Annotated in this window: 3 protein-coding genes; 1 reads left to right on the top strand and 2 read right to left on the bottom strand. The window is 71.8% G+C overall.

Going from position 1 to position 6,000, the window contains the following annotated elements; genetic code table 11:
• Positions 1 to 214 precede the first annotated feature (214 nt).
• The gene (locus AB0F91_RS15100) at positions 215 to 1,954 is read right to left on the bottom strand and encodes an ABC transporter ATP-binding protein (protein WP_360597948.1); all 1,740 of its coding nucleotides are present in this window, start codon (positions 1,952 to 1,954) and stop codon (positions 215 to 217) included.
• Complete coding sequence (locus AB0F91_RS15095; protein WP_360597947.1) at positions 1,951 to 3,579, bottom strand: ABC transporter ATP-binding protein; 1,629 nt, start codon at positions 3,577 to 3,579, stop codon at positions 1,951 to 1,953. Before AB0F91_RS15095 ends, AB0F91_RS15100 begins: the two co-directional genes overlap by 4 nt.
• 132 nt (positions 3,580 to 3,711) lie before the next feature.
• Between AB0F91_RS15095 and purL the strand changes: the two genes are divergently transcribed.
• Positions 3,712 to 5,994 (top strand): phosphoribosylformylglycinamidine synthase subunit PurL, encoded by a 2,283-nt coding sequence (gene purL / locus AB0F91_RS15090; RefSeq protein WP_360597945.1) that lies wholly within the window; start codon positions 3,712 to 3,714, stop codon positions 5,992 to 5,994.
• Positions 5,995 to 6,000 lie beyond the last annotated feature (6 nt).

The following is a 6,000-nucleotide window of genomic DNA, read 5'->3' as shown; positions in this document are numbered from 1 at the left end:
CGGCGGCCGAGCACGGCGGCCGAGCACGGCGGCCGAGCACGGCGGCCGAGCACGGCGGCCGAGCACGGCGGCCGAGCACGGCGGCCGAGCACGGCGGCCGAGCACGGCGAAGGTGACGTGCTCGAAGTGCGGTCGGCTGCCGGCCACCACCGCCGGATCGTTCTCGTACACTCCGCAACGCCACGCACCCAGCACGAGCTCGCGGTGCCCGCGGTTAGGTCGCCGCGGCCACCAACCGTGCGTATGGTCCGTCGGCCGCCAGCAGTGCAGAGTGCGAGCCCAGCTCCGTGATCCGACCGCCCTCCACCACGGCGACGCGGTCGGCGGCGGCGGCCGTGTGGAGGCGGTGGGCGATGGCGATCACCGTGCGGCCCGCCAGCACGGCGTTCAACGAACGCTCCAGTTCACGCGCGGAACCGGTGTCCAGCAACGAAGTCGCCTCGTCCAGCACCAGCGTGTGCGGGTCGGCCAGGACGACCCGGGCCAGGGCCAGCTGCTGGGCCAGAGCCGCCGGGACGGCGTACGCGCCGGAGCCCAGCCGCGTGTCCAAACCCTCCGGCAGCGAAGCGAACCACTCCGCCGCGCCCGCCGAAGTCAACGCGGCCAGGAGTTCCGCGTCCGTCCAATCCCCGCCGTCACGGCGAGCCGGCAGGGACAGGTTTTCGCGCAACGAACCCGAGAACGTGTGGTGTTCCTGGGTCAGCAGCAGCACCTCGCCCCGCAGCAGATCCTCCGCCAGCGAGGAAACCTCCGTGCCACCCACGCGAATCGAGCCCGACGTCGGCGCCGAGATGCCGGCGAGCAACCGGCCCAGAGTCGACTTGCCGGCACCCGAAGGCCCGACGATCGCCAAGCGCTCGCCCCGCGGCACCGACAGGTCGATGCCGTGCAGCACGTCGCGGTCGGCCGTGTACCCGAAGTGGACGTCGCACACCTCGATGTCGCGCCCGGCCGGCACCGTGGTCACCTCGGCACGAGCCGGAGCAGGCTGCACCCCCAGGATCCGCCGCGCCGCCGCCAGCGCCACCTGCAGGTCCTCCATCCAGAACAGCGCCTCGTTCAACGGCGCCGTCATGGCCTGCGCGTAGGCCAGCATCGTCGTGATCGTGCCGAGCTGGGCCCAGCCCTGCGCGTACGCGAAGAACCCGAGGCCCAGCAACGCGGCGATGGGCAGCACGTAGCTGATTTCCAGCGACGGGAGCCACCGCAGCTGCAGCGCCCGCATCCGGCGCTCGCCGAGCACGGCCTCGTCCAAGGCGTCCCGACCCAGCAAGATGCGGCGGTCGGTCAGGCTCAGCGCCTCCGTGGTCCGCGCGCCCTCCACGGTCTCGTGCGTGGCCGACTGCAGGTCGCCCCAGCGGTCGAGCATCCAGGCCATCAGCTTGGGGATCCGGCGCTGGTACCAGATGTTCACGGGCACCAGCAGCGGTAGCGCCACGAGCAGCGCCAGCGCCAGCAGCGGCGAGGTGACGATCATCGCGACGGTGGTCAGCAGCACCGTCACCACCGCGATCAGGATCTCCGGCGCCGCGAAGCGCACGGCGTGGTCGAGGCGGCTGATGTCGCTCGTCGCGCGGCTGAGCAGGTCGCCGGTGCCGGCGGCCTCGACCGTGCCGAGCGGCAGACTCAGCGAATTGGCCACGAACCGCTCGCGCGTCTGCGCCAGCACGCGCTCGCCGAACATCCGGCCGCGCAGGCGCGCGGCCTTCTTCGCCCAGGCCTGCAGCAGCAGCGCCACCACGAAACCCACGGCCAGCAGGTCGACGCGCACCGTGCTGCCGCCGTCGACGACGCCCTGCACGAGCAGGCCGAGCAGCTGCGGCCCGGCCAGCCCGATCAGCGTCGCGAGGCAGAACAGCCCGAGCATCACCGAGAACTCACGCCAGTGCTCGGCGGCCGTGCGCGCCGCCCAGCGCCGCACGTCGCGACCCGACGCGAGTGGGAGCCGTTTCACACCGTCACCGCATTTCCACTCACGACCTCGTCGGCCACATGAGTCCATAGTGGACTCTGACTGAACACCACGGTCGTCTTCCCGCGCCGCAGGTCCGCGACGCGCTGGGTGATCCTGGCCTCGGTGTGCGCGTCGACGGCCGAGGTCGGCTCGTCGAGCAGCAACACGTCGGCATCCGTCGCGAGCGCCCGCGCCAGGCTCAGCCGCTGCCGCTGGCCGCCCGACACCTCGCGCCCGCGCTCGCCGATCAGCTCGTCGACACCGCGAGGCAGCGCCTCGATGATGTCATCGGCGTCGGCCGCGTACAGGGCCGCTTCCACGCTCACGTCGCTCGGCAGCGCGGACGTCAGCTGTTCACGCAGCACACCCGAAAACCACAGGTCCTGGTTGTGTGCGTACACGACCCGAGAACGCAGCTCCGCCAGCGCGACCTGGTCCACGGGCACGCCGCCGGCCAGCACCGGCTCGGCCGCGTCCGTGAACCGCGCCAGCCGGTCCGCCAGCGCCTCCGCGTCGGCCCCGAGGTCGACGACGGTGAGCTTGCCCGCCGCGAGGTGGATGCCGGTCGCCGTGTCCACCAGATCCAGCGGTCCGGCGGGCAGCGGCACCGGCGACGGCGGCTCGGCCAGCCGGGGTCGCAGCGACAGCAGGGCGCAGATCTTGCGCGCCGACACGAGCCCGGAGCTGACCGCGCCCACGGCCTCCGTCGCCGTGTCCACCGGCACCACCAGGAACGCCGAGACCCCGTAGAACGCCACCAGCTCGCCCACACCGATCGTGCCGTCCAGCGCGAGCCGCGCGCCCAGCCACGTGATCGCCACGGTGACCAGGCCCGGCAGCACGATCGCCGCCGCGGCCAGCCACGCCTCGGCGCGCCCGACCTCCACGCCCGAGTGGCGCACCAGCTGGCTCGCGTCGTGGAACCGCTTCAGGAACCGCCGCTCGCCCCCGATGCCACGCAGGATCCGCAGGCCGGACACGATGTCGGCGCCCAGCGCGTTGACGTCGCTGAGGTTCTCGCGCTGCACCGTCTTGCGCTTCTGCAACGGCTTCAGCAGCGGCCCGATCCCGAGCACCGCCAGTGGCACGCCGACCAGCGCGACCACGCCCAGCAGCGGCGACGAGCCCAGCATCGCGATGCCGATCACCACGAACGCCACGATCGAACCCACGGTCCGGCCGAGCACCTCGTAGGTGTTGCCGATCCAGTTGATGTCCGACGACGTCACCGCCACGACGTTGCCGGTCGTCGTCGCCTCGCGCAGGGTCGCGCCGAGGCGCGTGGTGTGTGTGGTGACCAGGCGCTGGGTCGTGCCTGCGCCGTGGATCCACATGCCGTACGACGTGAAGTGCAGCCACGTGCCGAAGCCCGCCTGGAGCACGCCCAGGCCGGCGGCCACCAGCGCCCAGCGCCAGATCGCGCCGGTGTCGCCCGCCGCGATCGCGTCGATGCCGCGGCCGATCACCAGCGGCAGCAGCGCGCTGGGCAGAGACCAGCAGGCGCCCGTGAACGCGGCCGTCACCACCAGCCACGGGCGCGAACGCAGCACCGCGAGCAGGTAGCGGCCGGCGGTCGGCCGTGCGGGCAGCCGAGGCGAAGCGAAGGGATATGTGGCGGAGAGCACGATTGTCGACGGTAAGCCGGTTCACACGCGCCGCGCGACTGATTTATCGGAGGGCGAACGGTCCGGCCACCTGCGGGTGTGACCCGGCCGACACGTAGTCTTGAGGGTGTGGCGAACCCTGACACGGACACCGTGACCAGCACCGTTGACACCACCGCGCGGGCCGCTGAGACCCCCGAGACCAAGCAGCCGTACGTCGAACTCGGCCTCGCCGAAGACGAGTACGCCCGGATCCGCGAGATTCTCGGCCGCCGGCCCACCGACGCCGAGCTCGCGATGTACTCGGTGATGTGGAGCGAGCACTGCTCGTACAAGTCGTCGAAGAAGCACCTGCGCTACTTCGGCGAGACGGCCACCGACGAGATGAAGGCCAAGATGCTCGCGGGCATCGGCGAGAACGCCGGCGTGGTCGACATCGGCGACGGCTGGGCGGTCACCTTCAAGGTCGAAAGCCACAACCACCCGTCCTATGTGGAGCCTTACCAGGGCGCGGCGACGGGCGTCGGCGGCATCGTCCGCGACATCATGGCCATGGGCGCGCGCCCGCTCGCGGTGGCCGACGCGCTGCGCTTCGGCCCGGCGGACGCCCCCGACACCAAGCGCGTGCTGCCCGGCGTGGTCGCCGGCGTTGGCGGCTACGGCAACTGCCTCGGCCTGCCGAACATCGGCGGCGAGCTGGTATTCGACCCGTCCTACAGCGGCAACCCGCTGGTCAACGCCCTGTGCGTGGGCGCGATGCGCGTCGAGGACCTGCACCTCGCCTTCGCCTCGGGCACGGGCAACAAGATCATCCTGTTCGGCGCGCGCACCGGCCTCGACGGCATCGGCGGCGTGTCCGTGCTGGCGAGCGACACGTTCTCCGGTGACGAGACCGCGGCCGGCCGCCGCAAGCTGCCGAGCGTGCAGGTGGGCGACCCGTTCACCGAGAAGGTACTCATCGAGTGCTGCCTCGACCTGTTCAAGGAGAAGCTCGTCGTCGGCATCCAGGACCTCGGCGGCGCCGGGCTGTCCTGCGCGACGTCTGAGCTCGCGGCCGCGGGTGACGGCGGCATGCACGTCTACCTCGACCGCGTGCCGCTGCGCGCCACCGGCATGACGCCGGCCGAGGTGCTCTCGAGCGAGTCGCAGGAGCGCATGTGCGCGGTCGTCGCGCCCGAGAACGTCGAGGCGTTCATGGCCGTGTGCGCCAAGTGGGACGTGATCGCCACCGACATCGGTGAGGTCACCGACGGCGACAACCTCGTGATCACCTGGCACGACGAGGTCGTGGTCGACGTCCCGGCCCACACCGTCGCCCACCAGGGCCCCGTCTACGACCGTCCGATCCAGCGCCCGGCGAGCCAGGACGCGCTGATCGCCGACACGTCGGCCTCGCTCAAGCGCCCGTCGACCCCCGAAGAGCTGCGGGCCGACCTGCTCAAGCTCATCTCCTCGCCCAACCAGGCGTCGAAGGAATGGGTCACGGCGCAGTACGACCGCTACGTGCGCGGCAACTCGGTGCTCGCGCAGCCGTCGGACTCCGGCATGATCCGGATCGACGAGGAAAGCGGCCGCGGGGTGTCGGTGTCCACCGACTGCAACGCGAAGTTCGTGTACCTCGACCCGTACCGCGGCGCGCAGCTCGCGCTCGCCGAGGCCTACCGCAACGTCGCCACGGGTGGCGCGACGCCGGTCGCGGTGTCCGACTGCCTGAACTTCGGCGCCCCGACCGACCCGGCCGTGATGTGGCAGTTCGAGCAGGCCGTGCACGGGCTGGCCGACGCGTGCGTGGAACTGGGCATCCCGGTGACCGGCGGCAACGTGAGCTTCTTCAACCAGACCGGAGACACGGCCATCCTGCCGACGCCTGTCATCGCCGTGCTCGGCGTGATCGACGACGTCACCCGCCGCATCCCCACCGGCATCGGCGCGGAGGCAGGCGAGACGCTGCTGCTGCTCGGCGACACCCACGACGAGCTCGACGGCTCCGCCTGGGCCCGTGAGCTCCACGGCCACCTCGGCGGCGTGCCCCCCCGGGTCGACCTCGCCCGCGAGAAGCTCCTGGGCGAGATCCTCGTGGCCGGCTCGCGCGACGGCATGATCTCCGCCGCCCACGACCTCGCCGACGGCGGTCTCGCGCAGGCCCTCGTCGAGACCGTCCTCATCGGACAGTGCGGCGCGCGCGTGTTCCTCGACCGCGACCAGGACCCCTTCGTGCAGCTGTTCTCCGAGTCCTCGGGCCGCGTGCTCGTGGCTGTGCCGCGCACGGAGGAGCTGCGGTTCACGGAAATGTGCACCGCCCGCGGCCTGCCGTGGCGCAAGACCGGCGTCGTCGACCCGGACTCCGGCACTCTCGAGCTCCAGGGCATCACGGAGTTCTCGCTCGACGAGCTGCGCGAGACCTGGGAGAAGACGCTGCCGGCGTTGTTCGACTGAAGGTCT

The organism is Amycolatopsis sp. NPDC023774, assembly GCF_040639695.1.
Lineage (GTDB): Bacteria > Actinomycetota > Actinomycetes > Mycobacteriales > Pseudonocardiaceae > Amycolatopsis.
Note: the sequence above shows the minus strand (reverse complement) of the source record. Positions and strands in the feature narration are given on the sequence as shown.